General features: G+C 36.2%; 18 protein-coding genes and 2 tRNA genes. 11 read left to right on the forward strand and 9 right to left on the reverse strand.

The annotated features are described in order from the left end of the window. The first annotated feature begins 16 nt into the window (after positions 1-16). Together KBJ98_RS00470 and KBJ98_RS00475 are read left to right on the forward strand one after the other, a co-directional pair. Positions 17-379 carry a DUF983 domain-containing protein gene (locus KBJ98_RS00470; protein WP_210787820.1) on the forward strand — a complete coding sequence of 121 codons (363 nt, stop codon included), beginning with the start codon at positions 17-19 and terminating at the stop codon, positions 377-379. A 36-nt stretch (positions 380-415) separates the two neighbouring features. Beyond that, positions 416-745 (forward strand): DUF6370 family protein, encoded by a 330-nt coding sequence (locus KBJ98_RS00475; RefSeq protein WP_210787821.1) that lies wholly within the window; start codon positions 416-418, stop codon positions 743-745. A gap of 58 nt (positions 746-803) precedes the next feature. Here the strand turns inward: KBJ98_RS00475 and KBJ98_RS00480 are convergent, their stop codons facing one another. Continuing rightward, complete coding sequence (locus KBJ98_RS00480; RefSeq protein WP_210787822.1) at positions 804-2,447, reverse strand: hypothetical protein; 1,644 nt, start codon at positions 2,445-2,447, stop codon at positions 804-806. Positions 2,448-2,610: 163 nt separating this feature from the next. On the opposite strand from KBJ98_RS00480, the gene fabD reads away from it, so the two are divergent. Next, positions 2,611-3,483, forward strand: coding sequence for an ACP S-malonyltransferase (fabD, locus tag KBJ98_RS00485; protein WP_210787823.1), 873 nt, complete (start codon positions 2,611-2,613; stop codon positions 3,481-3,483). 94 nt (positions 3,484-3,577) lie between these two features. After that, positions 3,578-3,829, forward strand: a complete 252-nt coding sequence (locus KBJ98_RS00490) for a hypothetical protein (protein WP_210787824.1) — start codon at positions 3,578-3,580, stop codon at positions 3,827-3,829. Positions 3,830-3,873: 44 nt separating this feature from the next. Here the strand turns inward: KBJ98_RS00490 and KBJ98_RS00495 are convergent, their stop codons facing one another. The 4 genes from KBJ98_RS00495 to KBJ98_RS00510 all read right to left on the reverse strand — a co-directional run bounded on the left by KBJ98_RS00495 (position 3,874) and on the right by KBJ98_RS00510 (position 6,719). After that, a complete protein-coding gene (locus KBJ98_RS00495; RefSeq protein ID WP_210787825.1) occupies positions 3,874-4,197 on the reverse strand; it encodes a hypothetical protein in 324 nt (107 codons plus the stop codon). Continuing rightward, positions 4,185-4,379 (reverse strand): hypothetical protein, encoded by a 195-nt coding sequence (locus KBJ98_RS00500; protein ID WP_210787826.1) that lies wholly within the window; start codon positions 4,377-4,379, stop codon positions 4,185-4,187. The genes KBJ98_RS00495 and KBJ98_RS00500 overlap by 13 nt, the downstream gene beginning before the upstream one ends. Positions 4,380-4,499: 120 nt before the next feature. Continuing rightward, the gene (galE, locus tag KBJ98_RS00505) at positions 4,500-5,513 is read right to left on the reverse strand and encodes a UDP-glucose 4-epimerase GalE (protein WP_210787827.1); all 1,014 of its coding nucleotides are present in this window, start codon (positions 5,511-5,513) and stop codon (positions 4,500-4,502) included. A gap of 75 nt (positions 5,514-5,588) precedes the next feature. Next, a complete protein-coding gene (locus tag KBJ98_RS00510; protein ID WP_210787828.1) occupies positions 5,589-6,719 on the reverse strand; it encodes a DegT/DnrJ/EryC1/StrS family aminotransferase in 1,131 nt (376 codons plus the stop codon). A gap of 222 nt (positions 6,720-6,941) precedes the next feature. Between KBJ98_RS00510 and KBJ98_RS00515 the strand changes: the two genes are divergently transcribed. The 4 genes from KBJ98_RS00515 (at position 6,942) to KBJ98_RS00530 (ending at position 11,589) form a co-directional block, all read left to right on the forward strand. Beyond that, positions 6,942-8,174, forward strand: a complete 1,233-nt coding sequence (locus KBJ98_RS00515; RefSeq protein ID WP_210787829.1) for a 3-deoxy-D-manno-octulosonic acid transferase — start codon at positions 6,942-6,944, stop codon at positions 8,172-8,174. After that, positions 8,171-8,617, forward strand: a complete 447-nt coding sequence (locus KBJ98_RS00520; RefSeq protein WP_225899029.1) for a GNAT family N-acetyltransferase — start codon at positions 8,171-8,173, stop codon at positions 8,615-8,617. The genes KBJ98_RS00515 and KBJ98_RS00520 overlap by 4 nt, the downstream gene beginning before the upstream one ends. A 368-nt stretch (positions 8,618-8,985) precedes the next feature. Next, a complete protein-coding gene (locus tag KBJ98_RS00525; protein ID WP_210787830.1) occupies positions 8,986-11,184 on the forward strand; it encodes a S46 family peptidase in 2,199 nt (732 codons plus the stop codon). Between the two features lie 171 nt (positions 11,185-11,355). Beyond that, positions 11,356-11,589 carry a PG1828 family lipoprotein gene (locus KBJ98_RS00530; RefSeq protein ID WP_210787831.1) on the forward strand — a complete coding sequence of 78 codons (234 nt, stop codon included), beginning with the start codon at positions 11,356-11,358 and terminating at the stop codon, positions 11,587-11,589. Positions 11,590-11,725: 136 nt separating this feature from the next. Here the strand turns inward: KBJ98_RS00530 and KBJ98_RS00535 are convergent, their stop codons facing one another. The 4 genes from KBJ98_RS00535 to mutS all read right to left on the reverse strand — a co-directional run bounded on the left by KBJ98_RS00535 (position 11,726) and on the right by mutS (position 15,145). After that, positions 11,726-12,073, reverse strand: coding sequence for a YegP family protein (locus tag KBJ98_RS00535; protein WP_166133199.1), 348 nt, complete (start codon positions 12,071-12,073; stop codon positions 11,726-11,728). Positions 12,074-12,192: 119 nt separating this feature from the next. Further along, positions 12,193-12,278, reverse strand: a tRNA-Leu gene (locus KBJ98_RS00540). A 15-nt stretch (positions 12,279-12,293) separates the two neighbouring features. Continuing rightward, a tRNA-Gly gene (locus KBJ98_RS00545) sits at positions 12,294-12,366 on the reverse strand. A gap of 142 nt (positions 12,367-12,508) precedes the next feature. Then, positions 12,509-15,145 (reverse strand): DNA mismatch repair protein MutS, encoded by a 2,637-nt coding sequence (gene mutS / locus KBJ98_RS00550; RefSeq protein WP_210787832.1) that lies wholly within the window; start codon positions 15,143-15,145, stop codon positions 12,509-12,511. 157 nt (positions 15,146-15,302) lie between these two features. On the opposite strand from mutS, the gene KBJ98_RS00555 reads away from it, so the two are divergent. The 3 genes from KBJ98_RS00555 (at position 15,303) to KBJ98_RS00565 (ending at position 18,548) form a co-directional block, all read left to right on the forward strand. Further along, on the forward strand, positions 15,303-15,752 hold the full coding sequence (locus KBJ98_RS00555) for a DUF1573 domain-containing protein (protein WP_210787833.1): 450 nt from the start codon (positions 15,303-15,305) through the stop codon (positions 15,750-15,752). A gap of 69 nt (positions 15,753-15,821) precedes the next feature. After that, positions 15,822-16,373, forward strand: a complete 552-nt coding sequence (locus tag KBJ98_RS00560; protein WP_210787834.1) for an RNA methyltransferase — start codon at positions 15,822-15,824, stop codon at positions 16,371-16,373. Positions 16,374-16,388: 15 nt separating this feature from the next. After that, positions 16,389-18,548 carry a T9SS type B sorting domain-containing protein gene (locus tag KBJ98_RS00565; RefSeq protein ID WP_210787835.1) on the forward strand — a complete coding sequence of 720 codons (2,160 nt, stop codon included), beginning with the start codon at positions 16,389-16,391 and terminating at the stop codon, positions 18,546-18,548. Position 18,549 lies beyond the last annotated feature (1 nt).

The raw sequence follows: 18,549 nt of genomic DNA on the forward strand, positions 1-18,549 counted from the left end.
GATAAAAATAAATATCATGTCACACGCTATCGCTCATATCCTAAATAATGATTGTCCTCAGTGTCAAAAAGGTAAGGTTTTTAATGAAAAAAGTATCTTTTTTACTTTTGGTTTCCCTAAAATGAACGAATACTGCTCGCATTGTCATTACAAATTTGAGAAAGAACCTGGCTATTTTTTTGGAGCTATGTATGTCAATTATGGTTTAACAGTAGCACAAGGAATTGCAACTTATGTGTTGGCTCAATTTTTTTTCAAAGAGACTTTTGATTTAAGAATCATTCCTATTATTGCTTTTGTAATTATCAGCTTATCCTCTTTTAACATCCGATTATCGCGACTGTTATGGATTTACATGTTCAAAAACTATTCGATGTAAAAAACTAGTATCTTTGTTTTTAATAACTCAATTACCATGAAAAAAATACTTTGTTTAGCACTTCTATTTTTAACTATCCTGGCCAGTGCTCAGGATAAAAAAGAAAACCAAAAAGCTAAAATTGTTGAAGCTTCTTGTGGTCAATGCCAATTTGGAATGACCGGACACGGATGCGATTTAGCCGTTCGCATAGACGGAAAATCTTATTTTGTTGATGGTAGCTCGATCGATTCCCACGGTGATGCACATGCCAAAGATGGCTTTTGTTCTGCTATTAGAAAGGCATCTGTACAAGGAAAAGTGGTAAATAATCGTTTCAAAGCAACTGCCTTTACCCTTTTGCCAAAAGAGAAAAAGAAATCCTAAAAAAATACCCCAAAGAGTCGTCAACTTTTTGGGGTGTTTTTATCTTAAACTATTCTATCTATTTTGCTTTTGAACTAGGCTTTAAAGTCTTATTGGCGAATGTTGCCACATCAATTACTTCTTCCATATCAACATCAAAAGAAATCATCACACTATCACCCACCATGGTCACAGGCAGTTGATTGGATATTTGCGATGAGCCTACAAAAATATTAGGATAGTCTTTTACTTTGAAATAATAAAAGCTATTTCCGTTTTTTACATCATTTTGAATGCGCGTCACAATAGATTGTACTGATTTTTGAGTTGAAGCACCATTCGGATTGATTTTATTATCTGCCATATTATAGACATTTTTAAACGAAGTCAACGTTTCACGCATGGTATTGCCCACACCTACAATCGTGTAGTCCGAAATGGCCACCATGGCAAACATTTTCACCAAACCACCATCATCTTTTAAAGTCATTACATAAGTTGGAATATTATTAATGTTGTACGGAATTGGCAAAGAAGCACGGTATCCCTTTTCTTGAACTTTTCCCTGAGCCGAACTTTGAGCTGCAAACTCAGTTGCACCACCTTGCTTGTAAAAAGTAGTTTCTTTGGTTCTTGTATCCACCAAAACAAAACCCACCGCCGATTCATCTTTCCCCACCGAAGTTAAGCCTGTATACCAATAAGACTTGTTATCTTTACCATACACCAATGTTAAACCTTCAGTAATTTGAAGTTTATCTGCATTCGAAAAATTCCAATAACCATGCACATATTCGCCCCAATCATTCAACTGATCTTCGATAAAGGCCAAAGGTTGAATACGATCTACCCACTTTGGAGTATTGGCGATAGAATATTCGGTTATTGCACCCGACTGCGCATCAACAACCAAGATTCCTGTAGCTTCTTTTCCTGAAAAACCTATTTTTTTATCGTATTGTGTTATAATCCAGAACGGATTTCCAGCATCGTCAATTTCAAAACTAAAATCAGTCAAACCTACTGTAGCATTTCCGTTAAAGTAAACATGTCTATGAATATCACTTTGGAAATACGCACCTTGTTGGTACTTAATTTTAATTGCTTTACCCGCAACGTTTTGTACCAGTTTTACATCACGCTCATTGGTTGCTGAAACCATTACATATCCTGCTGTTCCCTCTTGATTGTTGAACCATTTAAAAAAACCAGAGTGTAACAAAGGCGCCACCCAATACAAACTGTTGTTTACTTTTTGAATACAAAAATCGCCCAACTCTACTTGACTTCCTAAAGCTGGTTGCGATCCCAATATTTTTTCGCCTAACAAATGCGCCAATTCTTCGTCAACTACCCGAATTTGATCAATAGCGATTGGTGCTATATGATTGGTGATTTTTTGACCATTCTTAACCGTGCCTAATAATTTTTGATACGAATCAGAGCGAAACATTTTCAAACTAGTTACAAAAGGTAAAACCGTACAATAACCTAAAACAACAAGAAAAGCATACACCAAAAAACGACTGGGTCTCGAGACCACTTTTAACTGATTATTGGAACCTGAAACAGTAAATCCCGTCGAGAACAAAAGAGCTAAAACCAATAAAAAAAGTACAATAATAGCGAAGCCTGGAAAACCGTAATTGAAAACGGGTAGGTTATTGTAAACCAATAAAAAACCTAAAAGCAGTAAAAAAATAAAAGTAAATGTCTTTTTCATTTTGAAAAGTTATTTGTGTACCAAATTAGTCTTCGTACATCAAAAAGCGTTACACAATTACCTGCTAAAAAGGAACTATTGATTGATGCAAAAAAATAGTATTTTTGCAGCGAGATAGAGTCGTAATTTCTATCCTTATTTTTTTCAATTTTAAAAGAAACACATGAAAGCATACGTTTTTCCAGGGCAAGGCGCACAGTTTACAGGTATGGGTAAAGACTTGTACGAGAGTAATCCTCTTGCAAAAGAATTATTTGAAAAAGCGAACGAAATTTTAGGATTTCGCATCACCGATATCATGTTTGAAGGAACTGCCGAAGAATTAAAAGAAACCAAAGTAACTCAACCAGCTGTTTTTTTACACTCTGTAATTTTAGCTAAAACTCTAGAAAATTTTGCTCCAGAAATGGTAGCGGGACATTCTCTTGGCGAATTCTCTGCACTAGTTGCTAATGGCGCTTTATCTTTTGAAGACGGTCTAAAGCTAGTTTCTCAAAGAGCTTTGGCGATGCAAAAAGCTTGCGAAATTACTCCATCAACAATGGCTGCTGTTTTAAACTTAGACGACAAAATTGTTGAAGACATTTGCACTTCTATCGATGGTGTTGTGGTTGCTGCCAATTATAACTGTCCGGGTCAATTGGTAATTTCTGGCGAATACAAAGCCGTTGAATTAGCGTGCGAAAAAATGAAAGAAGCGGGTGCCAAAAGAGCCTTGATTTTACCTGTTGGAGGCGCTTTCCACTCCCCAATGATGGAGCCAGCTCGTGAAGAACTTGCAGCAGCTATTGAAGCTACCGCTTTTTCAACACCAATATGTCCGGTGTATCAAAACGTAACTGCAAGTGCCGTTTCGGACCCGAATGAAATCAAGAAAAATTTAATCATACAATTAACCGCTCCTGTAAAATGGACGCAATCTGTACAGCAAATGATTGCTGATGGGGCAACTTTATTTACCGAAGTTGGTCCTGGAAAAGTACTTGCTGGATTAATTGGAAAAATCAATAAAGAAGCAGCTACAGCCAACGCATAAGCTACTTGTCGATCTTAGAAAAAATCCTCATAGGCATGTGTTTATGAGGATTTTTTTATATCTTTAAAAATACAAACCCATAAATTAATAAAATATGAAAAAAGTAATTTTAGGAATAGCCTTTTTGGCATTAGTAACTGTATCTTGTAAAGAAGAAACCAAAGAAAAATTAGACGAGGCAAAAGATGCCGTAGAAGTTGAACTAGATCAAAAACTAGACACTGCTGAAGTTAAAATGGATAAAGCAGTAGATTCATTACAATCAAAAACTGGCAAAGCGCTTGAAAAAGGTGCAGCAAAATTAGATGAAGCAGCAGCAAAAATGAAAGAAGCAGCAAAAAAATAAATCATAAAAAAGCCAAATCCTATCAGATTTGGCTTTACTTTTTTTTATAACCTTTTAGCTTCTTCACAATGGTTGTTACTAATCCCTGTAATTAAAAATATAGAATCTTGTCTTTCAAAGAATATGTACCAAGTAGTTCGATTATTCGCTTTGTAAAAAATATAGTTGGTTCCTAAATATCGGAGTTTTTGTGGAGTTACTTTGTGGTTATTTAATCGTAAGTTTTCAGGGATGAAATCATAAATTTTACTAACATACTCTTCCGCCGTTTCTATAAACCCAAAATATTCTTGTTTATACAAAAGACGAACTAAGTCATCCAAAAAATCAATTATGTGCGGTGTGAAAACAACTTCTATTTTGCCCACCACTCTCTAATTCTTTTAATGGATTCTGCTTTGGCTTGTTCAGGAGTCAAACCTTTTTTAACTTCTTCATCAAAATTAAAAGTAGCTCTATCAATTCCCTTAAACCTAATTTTTGAAGTTTCATAACCTATTGAAGGCTCTTCGGCTTTACTATTTTCAGATTTGTTTTTTTCAACATCCATGACTCATATCTTAGTTTCACGAATTTACAACAAATTACTTGAACGAAAAAATCCTGAATTATCATCTCGATAATTCAGGATTTTCATTCTATTTAGCAAGAGCGTATCTAAAATCTAACGCTACATACGAACTTTCTGTTCCCATTTCCAAGCACTTGCCATAGCTTCTTCTAGTGTTGATTGTGCTTTCCAACCTAAAACTTCATTAGCTTTTTCAGTACTTGCGTAAGCTGATGTAATGTCTCCTTCTCGTCGACCCACAATTTTATAAGGTAACTTATTTCCGCTTACTTTCTCGAAAGTTTCAATTACTTCCAGAACCGAACTTCCGGTACCGGTACCTAAATTAAACGTCTCCACTTTGGTTTCATTTTTCTTATTCAATAAGCGCTGTAATGCAATAACATGGGCTTTCGCCAAATCGACTACGTGAATATAATCGCGAATGGCAGTGCCATCGGGCGTAGGATAATCGTTGCCGTAAACTGATAATTCAGCTCGCAATCCCATTCCGGTTTGCGTAATAAAAGGCACTAAGTTTTGTGGCACTCCTAGTGGCAATTCTCCAATTTCAGCTGATGGATGAGACCCAATTGGATTAAAATAACGCAATAAAATCGCGTTGATATTGGTAACTTTGACTGTATCTGTAATAATCTCTTCCCCTATTTGTTTGGTATTTCCATATGGAGACATGGCAGTTTGAATAGACGCATTCTCAGTAATCGGCATTGTTTCGGCTTGACCGTAAACCGTACAAGAGGAACTAAAAATAAAATTGGCTTCAGGTTTTTGTTGTAATTCCTGCAACAGATAAATCAAAGCACTGATGTTATTTTCATAATACAACAACGGATTTTCAACACTTTCGCCCACCGCTTTTGAAGCCGCAAAATGTATCACACCTGCAATATCATCATGTCTTTTAAAAAAATCTTGAACTTTATCTTTTTCTCTTAAATCAATTTTTTCAAATGCAGGCTTCACACCCGTAATGTTTTGAATTCCATCTAAAACACCCAAAGAAGTGTTAGATAAATTATCAACAACCACAACTTCGAATCCTTCGTTTTGCAATTCAACCACGGTATGAGAACCTATAAATCCTAAACCTCCTGTTACTAGTATCTTCATAATAAATTATTTTATAAGTGTATTTTTTACACTGAATTAATTCATAAAAAAGACGCGAAAACCGCGTCTCTTAAATTATTGTAGATATTCTAAAACACTCGATGTAATGAAAGCAATTTGCTCATCATCTAATTCAGTGTGCATTGGTAACGAAAGTACTTCAGTTACCAACTGATTGGTTACTGGAAAATCTTCTTCGTTATACCTAGCATCAGTGTATGCTTTTTGCGAATGTAACGGAATTGGGTAATAAATTGCACAAGGAATGCCTTTATCTAATAAGTGTTGCATCAATCCATTTCTATCTGCATCGATAATTCGTAATGTATACTGATGAAAAACGTGACAGTCGCAAATATCACAAATACTTGGTGCAATTATATTTTTGTGCCCTTCAAAAGCCGCAGAATATTTACGTGCTGCATCTTGTCTGGCTTTTCCATATTGATCTAACAAAGGTAATTTAGCATTCAAAACTGCTGCTTGTATGCTGTCTAGTCTTGAGTTTACACCCACAACATCGTGGTGGTAACGCTCGTACATTCCGTGATTAACTATCCCGCGAAGTTTGTGAGCCAAAGCATCATCATTGGTAAAAATTGCTCCACCATCACCATAACATCCTAAATTTTTAGAAGGAAAAAATGAAGTCGCTCCTACGTGACCAATAGTTCCTGCTTTCTTTTTTGTACCATCAGAGAACTTGCAATTAGCACCAATAGCTTGAGCATTATCTTCAATCACGTACAAATTATGTTCTTTGGCAATAGCCATAATGGCTTCCATATTGGCCGCACGTCCAAACAAGTGAACCGGTACAATGGCTTTTGTTTTTGGAGTTATTGCTTTGCGAATCCCATCAATAGAGATGTTCATGTTGTACATATCTACATCTACTAATACGGGAGTTAGTTGCAACAAAGCGATTACCTCAACAGTGGCTGCAAAAGTAAAATCGGCAGTGATGACCTCATCGCCAGGTTTCAAATCCAATCCCATCATTGCAATTTGCAAAGCATCAGTACCATTGGCACAAGGAATTACGTGCTTTACATCTAAATATTCCTCTAGTGATTTTTGGAATTCATGCACTTTAGGTCCGTTGATATACGTATTGGTGTCTAAAACTTCTTGAATAGAAGCATCTACAACCTCTTTTATTTTTTCATATTGACTTTTTAAGTCAACCATTTGGATTTTTTTCATTTCGATTTTCAGTTTAATGTTCGAAAGAGAAGCTTGCTAGTACATTCTTGTTCCTTTCTTAAAACGAAGAACAAAAATAGTTATTTATGTCTTGATACCAATGCAACGTTTCTTAAAAAGCAGGCAATAAAATAAAATAAACTGCGCAGTCTTGAAATTTAAAAAAATGATGCGTTAGAAATTCATTTAAAGAAAACGTATTTTAGCCCAAAATTTTTAGCCATGCTTTTTATCTACAATTTATTAGTTTTAGTTGCGAGTTTTCTTTTGAAAATTGTGGCGCTTTTAAGTCCAAAAATGAAACTTTTTGTAGACGGCAGAAAAGGTGTTTTTACGCAACTTGAACAGCAAATAAAACCAGCCGACAAAACCATTTGGTTTCATGCTGCATCGCTAGGAGAATATGAGCAAGGATTGCCCGTGATTGAAAAAATAAAAGAACAATTCCCAAGTCATAAAGTTGTATTGACATTTTTTTCCCCATCAGGTTACGAAGTCCGAAAAAACAATGCTATAGCTGATGTGACGGTTTATTTACCAATGGACACAAAGGAAAACGCACAACAATTTCTTGACCTCGTTCATCCTGAAATGGTGTTTTTTATCAAGTACGAATATTGGCCGAATTACTTAAACGAACTCAAAAAACGAAACTTAAAAAGCTATTTGATTTCTGGAATTTTAAGAAAAAACCAAGCCTTTTTTAAATGGTATGGCGGCTTTTACAGAAAAGCGCTCGATGCTTTTACTTACTTTTTTGTACAAAATGAAAGTTCTAAAAAACTCTTGCATCAGTTAGGCAAAAGCAACGTTATTGTTTCTGGTGACACTCGTTTTGATCGCGTGGCTACCATTTTAGAAAAAGACAATACACTGGATTTTATTGCTCAATTTAAGGACAACACTACTACAATTGTTGTGGGAAGTTCATGGCCAAAAGATGAAGATTTCATTGTAAACTTCCTTAACTCGACCGCTTTGAATGTGAAATTTATAATTGCTCCACACAATATTAAAGACGATCAAATTCAAAAACTCAAAAACAGCATCAGCCGAAAAACTGTTTTATTCTCTGAAAAAGAAAATAAAAACCTAGCGGATTATGACGTTTTTATCATTGACACCATTGGAATTTTGACCAAAATTTACAGTTATGCTGATATTGCTTACGTGGGTGGAGGCTTTGGAAATCCTGGCGTACACAATGTTTTAGAACCAGCTACTTTCGGTGTTCCAATCGTTATTGGTTCCAATTATTCGCATTTTGCAGAAGCAATCGCATTGGTTAACATGGAAGCGTGTACTGCCATAAACAATCAACAAGAACTGAACGAGGCTTTTGAAAATTTAATTCGAAATGAAGACATCCGTCACGAAAAAGGGCATATGTGCAGCACTTTTGTACAAATGAACAAAGGCGCAACTTCAAGTATTTTAAAAAAAGTTGCTCCATGATCACCTTTCGTCCTGTCAAAGCAAGCACTATAGAAAGCATAGTTTGCTTAATGAAAGAGTTCTACGCCATTGATAATTATCCGTTTGATAGCGCTAAAACAACAAATCTTTGGAAAGAATTTATTGAAAACGATCATCGAGGAAAAGCTTGGTTGATCTATAGGCAGGAGCAAGTGGTCGGCTACCTTATTCTAACTTTTGTGTTTAGTTTTGAATACCAAGGAAAAATTGCATTTTTAGATGAGTTATTCGTTATAGAAAGAGCTCGAGGCAAAGGCATTGGCAGCAAAGCCATAGATTTTATAAAAGCCGAAAGCCATAAATTATCGTTAAAACTGATCTATCTTGAGGTAGAACCACACAATACAAAAGCACAAAAATTGTATCTTGCCAGCGGTTTTGAAATGCATAATCGAAAATTAATGCGTCTTAAAACCGATTGAAATTGCTAATAAAATAATCAAACACGGACTTTTTAAAAGATATATTAAATTGATTCGTTTTATAGAAACCTATTCAAAGTAAATATTGCTTTTAAAAATGAAGCGTCGCTATTGAGCTAATAAAATGAAAACCAAAATATGTGAAATTTGTTCTATTGCAGCCAGTACAATGTTTCGGGTTCAAATCGCCACGGGAAAAAACTGGATTTTCGTTTGTCAATCTTGCTGCGAAAAATCAAAATCATTGCCTCAATATAAATACGGAGGAACTTGGAAAGGCAAACGACATTAAGTCATTTTCTTTTCCATTATATTTCAAATAAATCATCTAATTGTATCACACTTTTCTCAAACTAAATTATATACCAATGAAATTTTTAAAATTGTTCTTATTACTATTTGTCATTCAAACACAAGCGCAACAAGGCGGCATGTGGATTCCCTCTTTATTGAAAGGAATGAATGAAACCGAAATGAAGAATTTAGGCATGAAAATGTCAATCAAAGACATTTATGATGTGAATCAGTCTAGCATGAAAGACGCAGTGCCGCATTTTAACGGTGGCTGTACTTCTGAAGTAATTTCGCCAAAAGGTTTATTACTTACCAATCACCACTGCGGTTATTCGCAAATTCAATCGCACTCATCAGTTGATAAAGATTATTTAGCCGATGGTTTTTGGGCCTATAAAATGGAAGACGAATTACCAAACGAAAATTTGACTGTTACTTTTATAGTGAAAATTGAAGACGTAACTACGCAAATACTTGAAGGTACAGCGACACTCACAAACGAAGCCGACAAACAGAAAAAAATTCAAGAAAACATTACTCGTTTGAGCGCCTCATTCCCGAAAGAATCTTGGCAAGAAAACAAAATTCGTACTTTTTACGAAGGCAATCAATACCTTCTTTTTGTAACAGAGACTTTTTCTGATGTGCGTTTGGTTGGTGCTCCGCCTACATCAATCGGTAAATTTGGATCTGACACAGACAATTGGGTTTGGCCACGTCATACAGGTGATTTTTCGTTATTCCGTATTTATGCCGATAAAAATAATCGTCCTGCAAAATACTCCAAAGACAATGTGCCTTATGCTCCAAAACACTTCTTGCCTATTTCTCTTGACGGTGTAGCAGAAGATGATTTTACCCTTGTTTTTGGTTATCCGGGAAAAACAAACGAGTACCTACCCTCAGTAGCCATTGAACAAATTGTAAACGAACTCAATCCTGCAAAAATTGAAATCCGCGATAAAGCCTTAAAAGTAGCCGACGGATTCATGCGTAAAGACAATGCTATTAAAATTCAGTATGCCTCTAAATATGCTAGTATTGCTAATTATTGGAAAAAATGGATTGGAGAAACCCAAGGTCTTCAAAAATCAAATGCTGTAGCTGTAAAACGCAATGATGAAAAAACTTTTCAAGAAAAAGTAAAAAAAGCAGGCAAAGAAAAAGAATACGGAACCCTACTTGCTGATTTTGATAAAAACTACACAGCAATTGCTCCTTACGCTCTAGCTAGAGATTACTTTATGGAAACCGTACAGCGTAACACTGAGTTGTTAAGTGCTGCATACCGCTTGTACCAACTAGAGCAAGTGTACAATGCAAGAGGTGAACAAGCCTTCAATGACCGAAAAAATAATTTAATTGGCGGGCTAGCTGATTTTTATAAAAACTTCAATGCAACTGTCGATGAAAAAGTTTTCGAACAATTAATCGATTTGTATACTACCAAGTCACCAAAACAATTTTTACCAAATAGCTTGGCAAATGTTGATGCAAAAAAACTAGCTACCGCTATATACAGCATTTCTAAAATTACAAGCTACGCGGGCTTAAAAGAAATACTTTCTGGTGATGCGACTACTGCTTTAGGCAACCTAAGAAAAGATCCTGCCTACCAACTGGTAAAAGAACTTGCGGATAGTTACAACATCCAAATTGCTCCTAAATACGATGAGATAAACCAAACGATAACTGCTTTGCAGTGCACGTATATGAAAGCGCAATTAGAACTTAATGCTAACGGTCGTTTGTTTCCAGATGCCAATAGTACCTTGCGTGTTACCTACGGAAAAGTGAAGGGTTACGAACCAAAAGACGCTACTTTATACACTCCTGTTACCTACCTAGAAGGTGTTATGGAAAAATACATTCCTGGAGATTATGAATTTGATGTTCCTTCAAAATTAGTGGAGTTGTACAAAAATAAAGATTACGGCAATTACAGCGATGCTACCGGTAAATTGCCCGTGTGTTTCATTGGAACAAACCACACTACAGGAGGTAACTCAGGAAGTCCTGCAGTAGATGCCAACGGTAATTTGATTGGACTAAATTTTGACCGTGTATGGGAAGGTACAATGAGTGATATTTACTATGATCCAAGTATCTGTAGAAACATCATGGTAGACATAAGATACGTCTTATTTATCATGGACAAATACGCTGGGGCAAAAAACTTAATGGCCGAATTAAAGCTTGTACATCCAAAAAAAGACAAGACATTGATAAATAAACCATTAAAACAAAAGCAGTCAGAAAAAAAGTCCAAATAAAACTTTAAAAAAAATTGCCTTTGACATACAAAAACTGGCACAATAATTGTAAATTTGCTGGACAATGGGAAAGAATAATATTTTTTAAAAAATAAATGAAAAAATATTTTCCATATTAAAAAATTTATATCTTTGCCACGAATTAATAATTAACCTTTATATTAAATTAAGATGAAAAAAGTATTTTTAAGTTTAGCTGCTGTTGCTGTATTAACTGTTGTTTCTTGTAAAAAAGCTGATGCTCCTGCTGAAGGAACTGAAACTGCTGTTGACTCTGCTGCTATGGTAGTTGATTCTGCTGCACAAGTTGTTGATTCTGCTGCTCAAGTAGTTGATTCTGCTGCTGCTGCTGGAACTGAAGCTGCTGAGGTTGCTACAGAAGCTGCTGAAGCTGTAAAAAAATAATTAGAATCTAAATTCTAAAGATTTTAAAGCCATCCGCTTAGCGAGATGGCTTTTTTATGCCATAAAATGAAATAATTTCATATCGCAAAACAAAAAAGAGTCTTGAATACGTTATCGTTTTCAAGACTCTTTTCTTTTAATCTAAAAAAATACAGTCGTTGGTTGAGAAATCTAAGATCTCTGCTGCCGAGCCGTATTTCACAATTTCATCTATCCCTTTTTGCAAACGCAAAGCCGTTGTGTATTTTCGACTGGTAGCAAAATGATGCCCTTCGAGAACTACTTTAAAAAAAAACTTCCCACTGGTCGATTTAAATTTTAAAAAATCAGCTGACGAAAGTACTTTTTTAAAATGTTCAATAGCCTCCTCGGCCTCGAACTTTAATTCGTAACTCAAACTTGTAAAAATCACTTTCCCTTTCCTTGAGGTAAAAACAAACTTATACTCGTCATTGTAACGCTTACTTATCACAAAAGCCCCCATATTGATTGTTTTTTCAAAATTAAACCTCGCTTTACGACTTGACCATTTTTCAATCAGAACAAAATATATCCTTTGACTTTAGGTCATAAAAAAAGCCCCTTCAATTGAAGGGGCTTTTGTACTCAGAGCGGGACTTGAACCCGCACGAACATTGCTGTTCACTGGATTTTAAGTCCAGCGTGTCTACCAATTTCACCATCCGAGCATTAAGAGGTGTTTGAGCGAAAAACGGGGCTCGAACCCGCGACCTCGACCTTGGCAAGGTCGCGCTCTACCAACTGAGCTATTTTCGCATTTTGTATTTAAAAGAACTACAACACTTGTTCTGTATTGCGGATGCAAATTTAGGACATTTATTGGATTAAACAAGTCTTTTTTGCAAAAAAATTAAACAAAAACGATAACAATCTGATAACGTGTGCTTAAAAAGAGAAATTATTTTCGAGTCAACATTCTTTTAATTTCATTGAGTTTCATTAACGCCTCCATAGGCGTTATGGTGTTAATATCAAGACTGATTATTTCCTCTTTTATTTCTTCTAGCAAAGGATCATCAAGGTTGAAAAAACTCATTTGCATGGTTTCAGTTTGCGCTTCTTTTAAACTAGCGCCTCTCTTCGCAACTGAATTTCCATTGAGCGATTCACTAGAATGATTTTTTTCAAGCTTCTTAAGCAGTTTTTGCGCTTTTAAAATCACAATTTGGGGCATTCCAGCCATTTTAGCCACATGAATTCCAAAACTATGAGCACTTCCTCCTTTTACCAATTTTCGAACAAAAAGAACAGTGTCTTTTAATTCTTTTACAGCCACATTATAGTTTTGAATTCGAGTCAGCGATTCACTCATTTCATTCAACTCATGATAATGCGTAGCGAACAAAGTTTTAGGTTGCGCCGGATGCTCATGCAAAAACTCAGCTATGGCCCAAGCAATCGAAATTCCGTCATAGGTACTCGTTCCACGACCAATTTCGTCTAATAAAACTAAACTTCGATCTGAGATGTTATTCAAGATAGATGCCGTTTCATTCATTTCAACCATGAAAGTAGATTCTCCCATCGAAATATTATCACTTGCTCCTACTCGCGTAAAAATTTTATCTACAACGCCCATTCGAACACTCTCTGCAGGAACAAAGCTTCCCATTTGCGCCAGCAATACAATTAAAGCAGTTTGACGCAAAATAGCCGACTTACCAGACATATTAGGACCTGTAATCATGATAACTTGCTGCGTATCGCGATCTAAAAAAACATCATTAGCTATATATGGTGTACCTACCGGTAATTGCTTTTCGATAACAGGATGCCTACCGTTTTTAATATCCAACTCAAAACTCTCGTCTAAATCAGGACAAACATATTGATTTTCGATGGCAAGTTGCGTAAATGAACACAAACAGTCCAATTGCGCTATCAAATTAGCATTCATTTGTACAGGCTTGATGTAAGTTGCAATCCATGCTACCAATTGCTCAAACAATTCCACTTCTATTTTGTGAATCTTTTCCTCAGCGCCTAAAATTTTAGTTTCGTATTCTTTTAATTCTTCTGTTATATAACGTTCTGCATTTACCAAGGTTTGTTTTCGAATCCATTCGGTAGGAACTTTATCTTTATGCATGTTTCGCACTTCGATGTAGTAACCAAAAACATTATTAAAAGATATTTTTAATGACGAAATCCCCGTTGCTTGTGATTCGCGTTTTTCAATACCCTCCAGAAATTCTTTACCCGAAGTTGAAATTGCTCTTAACTCATCTAGCTCTGTATGCACTCCGGTAGCAATCGCGTTTCCTTTGGCAATAGCCACTGGCGCATCTTGATTTAATACCGTATTTATTTTTTCGCGAAGTAAATCGCAACCATGCAAACTATCACCAATGATTTTTACCGCTTCCTGCGGGCTAGCCAAAGCCAACTTTTTAACAGGAACTATCGCATCTAACGATTCCTTCAGGTACACTACCTCACGCGGCGACACCTTTCCAGCAGCAATTTTTGAAATCAATCGCTCCAAATCAGAAATTTGCTTGATTTGATTTTGAATATCTTTGAGCACTTCTTGATTATTTTTTAAATAAGTCACCACTTCATGTCGACCTTTTATTTTATGACTGTCTTTTAAAGGCAAAGCCAGCCACCTTTTGAGCAAACGTCCACCCATTGGCGAAAGCGTTTTATCAATCACATCAAGTAATGTGACCGCATTTGGATTGTAACTATGGTATAATTCTAGGTTACGAATGGTAAAACGATCCATCCAAACATAAGCATCTTCAGCAATACGCTGAATTGACGTAATATGCTGTACTCTATTATGTTGCGTTTCTGAAAGATAATACAAAATAGCTCCCGATGCGATAATTCCATCCGCCAACTCCTCTACCCCGAATCCTTTCAAGGAAACCGTTTGGAAATGCTTGGTTAAAGTTTCAAATGCGTAGTCCTGTTTGTAAATCCAATCTTCGAGATAAAAACAGTGAAAATCTTCGCCAAAAGTTTCTTTAAATTCTACTTTTTTATTTTTCGGAATCAAAACCTCACTTGGGTTGAAGTTCTGCAATAATTTATCAATATATTCCGCATTGCCCTGAGCGGTTAAAAACTCGCCTGTTGAAACATCTAAAAATGCAATACCAATCGATTTATTGGCAAAATAAATGGCTGCCAAAAAGTTATTAGTTTTAGATTGAAGCACCTCATCATTAAGCGAAACTCCTGGTGTTACCAATTCGGTTACGCCACGTTTCACAATCGTTTTGGTCATTTTAGGATCTTCGAGCTGATCGCAAATAGCTACTCGGAGTCCCGCTTTGACCAATTTAGGCAAATAAGTATTTAAGGAATGATGCGGAAATCCGGCCAATGCAGTTTCTCCCTCAGATCCTGCACCTCGTTTAGTTAAAACAATTCCTAAAATTTTCGAAGCTCGAACGGCATCTTCACCAAAGGTTTCGTAAAAATCCCCAACACGAAACAATAAGCAAGCATCAGGATACTTCCTTTTGATTTCATTGTATTGTTTCATCAACGGTGTTTCCTTAACTGCTTTATCTTTAGAGGCCAATGTGTTTTGTTTTTTAAATTTAATTTCAGGGCGAATTTATAGTTTTTTGGCCAAAAATGAGGAGATTCAAAAAAATTAAACAAGTTATTTAAGAAAAAATTAGGCCTATAAAACGAAAAATTACATAAATTTGTCTAACATATAAAAATTAAAAGAAATGAAAAAGATAATTGCTCTAGCCTTGCTAGTTACTTTGGGAGTTACTACTTCGAATGCGCAAGAGACTTCAAAGAAATTAAAAGCTAAAAACACGAAAATTGCTAGCGCTAAAGTAAATGGCGCTGGGATGGTTTTTGTTACAGAAACTATTGATTACGGGACGATTGCCGCTAACTCTGACGGAAGAAGAGAATTTGTATTTACTAATAACGGAAACAAGCCGTTAATTATTACAAACGCTCAAGGTTCTTGCGGATGTACAGTACCAACATACCCAAAACAACCTATCGCTCCAGGTGCAAAAGGTGTTATTGGTGTGAAATATGATACTTCAAGAGCGGGACAACCGTTTACAAAAACAGTTACTTTGACTACAAATGCAGTAACTCCAAGTAAAACATTAACTATCAAAGGAAACGTATTACCTCTTGAGGCAGCGAAAAGCTAAGGAACTCCAAACATACTAGAAAAGCTTCCATAACCAACTGGAAGCTTTTTTTTTGATAAAATACAAAATATGAGAAAGCTAGAAAATAGCGAGTTAGACCGAAAATCGATTGCTGATTTCAAACAATCAGAAAAAACACCACTCATCGTAGTTCTTGATGATGTAAGAAGCCTACACAATATTGGCTCTGTTTTTCGTACTTCGGATGCCTTTTTGATCGAAAAAATTTACCTCTGCGGTATCACAGCCACACCTCCTAACAAAGAAATTCATAAAACAGCTCTTGGCGCTACCGAAACAGTAGCTTGGGAGCATTGTGAAAGCGTTATTAACGTAATCACTAAACTAAAAGATGACAATATTACAACACTTGCAATTGAACAAGTAGAAAGTGCAATTTTGTTACAAAATTTTAAAATAGAACCACAAAAACGCTATGCAATTGTGTTTGGAAACGAAGTTCACGGGGTTTCACAAGAAGCAGTAGCTCTGTGCGATGGCTCAATAGAAATTCCGCAATTGGGCACCAAACATTCCTTGAACATTGCAGTAAGTGCAGGAATTGTGATTTGGGATTTATTTCAAAAACTACATTGGCCGGTTAACCAAACGGCTCTATAAAGTAAATTACGTCACATGAAATTAAAAACTTTCTTAAAAATAGCAATAACTTTCCTAGTATTTACTCCACTGATAGCAAACGCAGCGATTACTGGTTCCATTTTTAAAAAAGAAAGTGACTCAATTTCTAAAAATACAAAAACAACTCTTATCGTTAACTCCCCTCGAATAGCAGCAAGTGGGAATCAAATATTTTGCCCAGGAAGTCCCTTAAATGTAGTTACTGATATTACCATTACTGGCGCCGATGCAACTGACATAGGAACAGAAGCAGTTTACATACAAATCACTGGCGATTACGCTAACGGACAAGATCTACTTACACTAACTAACATCGCTATGCACCCCACTATAATTGCTACGTGGAGTTCCGCTGAAGGTAAGCTACAACTGTCAAGCCCAATAAGTGGTGCAAAAGTATTGTATCAAGATTTTGTACGCGCTGTAAAGGATGTTGTCTTTAGTAACTCAAGCCTGAATCCAGCGGGAACAACCCGCACTTTTTCTATAACTTTAGGACAAGCCAACTACTTACCGCGAAATGGACATTATTACCGATTTATTTCAGCAATAAATATACCTTGGCAGGATGCAAAAATAGCAGCAGAAAATAGCACTTATTTTGGATTACGAGGCTATTTGGCCACATTAACAGCTGCAGATGAGGCACAAATATCTGGAGAGCAAGCCCAAGGAACAGGATGGATTGGAGGAAGTGATGCAGAAACCGAAGGTGTTTGGAAGTGGGTAACTGGTCCTGAAAACGGAACTATATTTTGGAATGGACTCGCCAATGGATCGGCACCCGCTAATCAATTTGCGTTCTGGAACAGGGATGAACCAAACAATTCAGGTAACGAAGATTTTGCACATATCACAGCGTCTGGTGTTGGAATTCCAGGTTCATGGAATGATTTATCTAATACCGGAGATACTAGCGGAGATTATCAACCCAAAGGATATATTGTTGAATATGGTGGTATGCCAGGCGATCCCGTACTTGAAATTGCAACAAGCACCACCATGACTATTGCTAAAATCACCACCACTACACCTGATAGCCGTTGTGGCTCTGGAACCCTAAGCCTTCAAGCAACCGCCACTACAAGTACAATAGACTGGTTCGACACACCAACTGGCGGGAATATACTTTTTAGTGGTCCTTCCTTTACTACTGAGTTTTTAACAAATTCTAAAACCTATTATGTTTCAGTAGGCTGTCCAACGAATCGTATAGCTGTAATTGCTACCGTACAACAAATTCCTAGTATTACAAGTACTAATTCACCCGTTACGCGCTGTGGCGCTGGCAGCGTAACTCTACAAGCAACTACAAGCACAGGAATCATCAACTGGTACGAAAGCGCTACTTCAACTCAAATTATTGCTTCAGGAACTAGTGTAACAATTACCAACGTAACACAAAATACTACTTATTATGCCCAAGCTTTTAACAATAGCTGTACTGATGGCATTAGAACAGCAGTTACTGTAGAAATCAATACACCTCCATCAGTTACAGATCAAGATTTAATTCTGTGCCAAAACGATAACCTAACTCTTGATGCAGGCATCACCAATTCCAGTTATGAGTGGTCAACCGGTGCACAAACTCAAACTATTCAAGTTTCCTCGGGCGGCACATATACTGTAAAAGTAACCAATAGCCAAGGATGCAGCGCCGTTAAAAAAATTAATGTAGTAGAATATTTAGCGCCTACAATAGATCGAATTGATGTAAACGAAAATAGAGTTGTAATTTATCCCGAAACGGAACAGAATTATTACGAATACTCTGTAGATGGTAGTACTTATCAAAATTCGAATGTGTTTTTTAATGTTCCAAGTGGTTTACAAACTGCTTATATACGAGAAAAAAATGGTTGCGGAATTGATTCAAAACCTTTCGTAGTGGTTCTTGCTCCTAAATTCTTCACCCCAAATAACGATTCATACAATGATATTTGGGAAATCAAAGGTCTTTTCAATTATCCACAAGCAAAAGTCTCTATTTTTGATCGTTACGGAAAATTAATTGTAGTTCTCAACCAATCCAAAACATTTTGGGATGGCACTTTTAATAAAATTCCTTTACCGGCTGATGATTATTGGTTTGTTCTCAAGCTAGACGCTACATCACCAGAAAAAAGAGGGCACTTTTCACTTAAAAGATAAG

It is taken from the genome of Flavobacterium erciyesense (genome assembly GCF_018069925.1).
GTDB lineage: Bacteria > Bacteroidota > Bacteroidia > Flavobacteriales > Flavobacteriaceae > Flavobacterium > Flavobacterium erciyesense.

Coding starts and splice junctions, on each gene's coding strand:
- KBJ98_RS00525 (WP_210787830.1), top strand. CDS start 8,986: ATGAAATTTTTAAAATTGTTCTTATTACTATTTGTCATTCAAACACAA.
- KBJ98_RS00500 (WP_210787826.1), bottom strand. CDS start 4,379: ATGGATGTTGAAAAAAACAAATCTGAAAATAGTAAAGCCGAAGAGCCT.
- KBJ98_RS00560 (WP_210787834.1), top strand. CDS start 15,822: ATGAGAAAGCTAGAAAATAGCGAGTTAGACCGAAAATCGATTGCTGAT.
- KBJ98_RS00530 (WP_210787831.1), top strand. CDS start 11,356: ATGAAAAAAGTATTTTTAAGTTTAGCTGCTGTTGCTGTATTAACTGTT.
- KBJ98_RS00535 (WP_166133199.1), bottom strand. CDS start 12,073: ATGGGGGCTTTTGTGATAAGTAAGCGTTACAATGACGAGTATAAGTTT.
- KBJ98_RS00565 (WP_210787835.1), top strand. CDS start 16,389: ATGAAATTAAAAACTTTCTTAAAAATAGCAATAACTTTCCTAGTATTT.
- KBJ98_RS00480 (WP_210787822.1), bottom strand. CDS start 2,447: ATGAAAAAGACATTTACTTTTATTTTTTTACTGCTTTTAGGTTTTTTA.
- KBJ98_RS00555 (WP_210787833.1), top strand. CDS start 15,303: ATGAAAAAGATAATTGCTCTAGCCTTGCTAGTTACTTTGGGAGTTACT.
- fabD (WP_210787823.1), top strand. CDS start 2,611: ATGAAAGCATACGTTTTTCCAGGGCAAGGCGCACAGTTTACAGGTATG.
- KBJ98_RS00490 (WP_210787824.1), top strand. CDS start 3,578: ATGAAAAAAGTAATTTTAGGAATAGCCTTTTTGGCATTAGTAACTGTA.
- KBJ98_RS00515 (WP_210787829.1), top strand. CDS start 6,942: ATGCTTTTTATCTACAATTTATTAGTTTTAGTTGCGAGTTTTCTTTTG.
- galE (WP_210787827.1), bottom strand. CDS start 5,513: ATGAAGATACTAGTAACAGGAGGTTTAGGATTTATAGGTTCTCATACC.
- KBJ98_RS00520 (WP_225899029.1), top strand. CDS start 8,171: ATGATCACCTTTCGTCCTGTCAAAGCAAGCACTATAGAAAGCATAGTT.
- KBJ98_RS00510 (WP_210787828.1), bottom strand. CDS start 6,719: ATGAAAAAAATCCAAATGGTTGACTTAAAAAGTCAATATGAAAAAATA.
- KBJ98_RS00470 (WP_210787820.1), top strand. CDS start 17: ATGTCACACGCTATCGCTCATATCCTAAATAATGATTGTCCTCAGTGT.
- KBJ98_RS00475 (WP_210787821.1), top strand. CDS start 416: ATGAAAAAAATACTTTGTTTAGCACTTCTATTTTTAACTATCCTGGCC.